This window comes from Roseateles sp. P5_E11, from assembly GCF_054049355.1.
On record NZ_JBFUMO010000580.1, the window covers coordinates 1 to 3,594 of the forward strand.

The 3,594-nt window shown below is 66.3% G+C and carries 4 protein-coding genes; 2 read left to right on the forward strand and 2 right to left on the reverse strand.

Annotated elements, in window-relative coordinates; genetic code table 11:
* Together ACXJKR_RS27300 and ACXJKR_RS27305 are read right to left on the reverse strand one after the other, a co-directional pair.
* A partial coding sequence (locus tag ACXJKR_RS27300; RefSeq protein ID WP_457325496.1) for a 3-hydroxybutyrate dehydrogenase occupies window positions 1–701 on the reverse strand: 701 nt, incomplete at its 3' end.
* 13 nt (window positions 702–714) lie between these two features.
* The gene (locus ACXJKR_RS27305) at window positions 715–2,025 is read right to left on the reverse strand and encodes an NAD(P)/FAD-dependent oxidoreductase (protein WP_457325498.1); all 1,311 of its coding nucleotides are present in this window, start codon (window positions 2,023–2,025) and stop codon (window positions 715–717) included.
* 116 nt (window positions 2,026–2,141) lie between these two features.
* Between ACXJKR_RS27305 and ACXJKR_RS27310 the strand changes: the two genes are divergently transcribed.
* Together ACXJKR_RS27310 and ACXJKR_RS27315 are read left to right on the forward strand one after the other, a co-directional pair.
* Window positions 2,142–3,068 carry a LysR family transcriptional regulator gene (locus tag ACXJKR_RS27310; RefSeq protein WP_457325499.1) on the forward strand — a complete coding sequence of 309 codons (927 nt, stop codon included), beginning with the start codon at window positions 2,142–2,144 and terminating at the stop codon, window positions 3,066–3,068.
* 91 nt (window positions 3,069–3,159) lie between these two features.
* Window positions 3,160–3,594: sigma-70 family RNA polymerase sigma factor (locus ACXJKR_RS27315; protein WP_457325500.1), on the forward strand; the 435-nt coding region annotated here is incomplete at its 3' end.

Sequence of the window (3,594 nt, forward strand, 5' to 3'; positions counted from 1 at the left end):
AGGGCGGCGACCTGCTCGACGGTGACGAACTTCTTGGTGGGCTGGGCAGCCAGCAGCACGTTGCGCACGACCTCCTCGGGGCTGATGCCGCGAGCCTTGGCCGTGCCGGGGATCTGCTGCTCGACCAACGGTGTCAGCACATAGCCGGGGCAGACGGCGTTGACCGTGATGCCGCCCTCGGCCACTTCCAGGGCCACCGTCTTGGTAAAGCCGGCGACGCCGTGCTTGGCCGTCACGTAGGCCGACTTGTAGGGGCTGGCGACCAACGCATGTGCTGAGGCGATGTTGACGATGCGCCCGAAGCCCTTCTTCTTCATCGCCGGCAGCGCCAGCCGCGTGGTGTGGAAGCAGGCCGACAGGTTGATGGCCAGGATGGCGTACCACTTGTCGACGGGGAATTCGTCCACCGGCGCTACATGCTGGATGCCGGCGTTGTTGACGAGCAGGTCGATGCAGCCGAACTCGGACAGGGCCTTGCCCATCATGTCTTCGATGGCTTCGGGGCGGCTCATGTCCGCGCCGTCGTAGCGCACCTGCACGTCGTACTGCTCGGCTAGGTCGGCACGCAGCGTTGCGATCGCRGCAGCGTCGCCAAAACCGTTGAGGATGATGTTGGCGCCTTGGGCGGCCAGGGTGCGCGCAATGCCCAGGCCGATACCTGAGGTCGAGCCCGTGACGAGGGCGGTCTTGCCAATGAACATGATGCGAGTGCTCCTAGTGATTCGTGGGTTGGGCAGGCGGTGGCGTATCAACGTCCGCGGTACGCGTGAAGCGCAGATGAGTGACGTCGGCAGGGAAGAAGAGGCTCCAGGTCCACTCGACCCAGATGCGCACCTTGCGGCCCGGCGTGGGCATGCGCATGAGGTAGTAAGCCCGCCACAGCAGCCATGCAGGTAGCCCGGTGAGCTTGATGCCGAAGACCTGTGCCACACCGCGGTGATGGCCGGTCGTTGCCATCATTCCGCGCGACACATGGTTGAAGGGGCGGGTTGGCTGGCCGGCGATATGGCGTAGCAGGTTGCGCGCGAGTTGCTCGGCCTGGGCCACAGCGAACTGCGCCGTCGGCGGGCAGAGCTGGGTGTCGGCCAGGTTGAGGGTGGCGGCGCAGTCGCCGAGGGCCCAAAGGCCAGGCCGCTCAGGCACCTGCCCATCGGGGTCGGTCACGATGCGGCCACGCAGAGTCGTGAGCCCCAGGCGCTCTACCAATGGGTTGCTGCGTGCGCCGATGGTGCAGACGACGGTGGCGGCCGGCAGACGTTCGCCGCTGGCCAGGTCAACGCCATAGGCGTCAACGTTGGCAGCACGCGCGCCCAGGCGCACGTCCACGCCGCGCTCCGCAAGCGACTTGGCGGCCGAGATGCCCAGTGTGGCCGGCAGTTCCGGCAGCAGTCGGTCGCCGTCGTGCAGCAGCGAGACGCGCAGCTCGTGGGCCTTCACGCGGGGATAGCAGCGCAGTGCRCTGCGGATGAAGTCCACCACGGCACCGGCCACCTCGACGCCCGAGAAACCTCCGCCGATGACGACGAAGTGGCCCAGCGAGCGCCGATGCGCCTTGTTGTGGCTCAGCTCGATGTGGGCCAGGCGCTGCAGCAGGCGGTTGCGGATGTGCATCGCGTCGCCCACCAGCTTGAGCGGCAGCGCATGCTCGGCCAGGCCCGGGATGATGTTGAGGTTGGCGCGCTGACCGAAAGCCAGTACCAGATGGTCGAAGCTCATCTCCAGCGGGCCGGCCAGCGTGGAGCAGCTGAGGGTCTTGGCCGTGTGGTCGACACGCTCGATGCGCCCCATGATGAAGCGGGTCGTGACCAGCATCTCGCGGATCGGCGCGATGACGTGCTCAGGGAACACGGCCGCCCCCACCACCTCGGCCAGCATGGGGTTGAAGGTGGTGTAGCTCTCTTCGCTGAGCAGCACGAGCTGCCAGCCCGGCGGCAGCTGCGCCTCCAGGCGGCGGGCCAGCGTGGTGCCGGCAAAGCCGCCGCCGGCGATGACCAGGGTCTTGAGGGGTTGGGTGGGGGTGTTCATGGGCTTGCTCGTCAACGGGGAGAAGCTTAGGAACCGGGCCCCCGGCGCGGAAATCGCAACAATTCATCGCGCCATCGGCGGCGGTTATCGACGACGTGCTTTTTCACTGAAAGGTTTTGCGTCCGTCCTCGACCGAGGTGCGCATGGAGCTCTACCAGATCCGCTATTTCCTCGCCGTGGCCGACACGCTGAACTTCACGCGTGCGTCGGAGCGGTCCTTCGTGTCGCAGCCGGCGCTCACCAAGGCCATACAGCGGCTGGAGGAGGCCATTGGCGGGCGGCTCTTCGACCGCACCAAGAACTCGGTGCAGCTCACCGAGCTGGGTCGGGGCATGCTGCCCAACTTCCGCCAGATCTACGAGACGGCCAACCACGCCCGCGAAGAGGCCAGGCGCCTCACGCGCGTGCAGCGCGAGGTGGTGCGCGTAGGCGTCATGTGCACCATCGACTTCCACCAGGTGCTGCCGGGCTTCGTGGAGAGCCAGGAGGGCCGCACCGAGGTGGAACTGAGCTTTCGCGAGGGCAACCTGGAGGCGCTGACCGACGCGCTGGATCAGGGCGATGTTGACGTGGGCATCATGTGCTCGCCCTATGAGATCCCCAAGCGCTTCGCCACCACGCCGCTGTTCAGTGAGGACTACGTGCTGGCCATCGGCGACGACCACCGTTTCAGCGGCCGCACCAGTGTGGAGATGGTGGAGCTCAACCGTGAGCGCTATTGCGAGCGTGTGATGTGCGAGTTCTCGACCTACATCGAGCGGCTGCTGCGCGATCGCGGCGTACGGCTGGAAGTGGTGCAGCAGTCATCCCGCGAGGACTGGATACAGGCTTTGGTGAGAGCCAACTTCGGCGTCGCCTTCATGCCCATCTCCATCGCCCGGGCCGCTCGGCTAGCGTACGTAACCATGTCGGACGTGCCCATCGTGCGCGAGGTCGCCGTGCTGACCCAGGCCGAGCGTCCCACAAGCCCAGCGCAACAGGCCGTCATTGATTCGCTCGTGAACCACAGCTGGGAGGAGGGGCGGGCCGGGCTGCCCCCCTAGAACCATTCCTCGACGGTTCCGCGACCGTTCGGCAAGCTGCCGGCAAGGCGGCGCTTTGTAAACTGAGCCATCGCGATTGCCATGGGACACCATGACCGACTTTGCGCTCCAGGTTGAAGGCCTGCGCCCTCATCTGCTGAGGTTCGCGCGGGCTCAGTTGAGAAACGATGCATGGGCCGAGGACGCGGTGTCTGAGTGCCTGCTCGCCGCACTGGAGCGCCCGCAGTCCTTTGGTGGCCAGTCCCAGCTCAAGACCTGGCTTATCGGCATCCTCAAGCACAAGCTTGTTGATCAGTTGCGCCGCAACACCCGTGAGGCGACGGTGCTCGTTGGCGAGGACGGCGAGGACCTGTTCGACGACCTATTTCAAGCCGACGGCCACTGGCGCGAGGCGCCGCGCGACTGGGGTGACCCTGATGCCGCCTGCTGCCAGAAGCAGTTCTTCGAGGTGCTGCAGGTCTGCTGCGAGCACTTGCCGCCCACGCAGGCCCGCGTGTTCATGATGCGCGAGTGGCTGGAGTTGGAG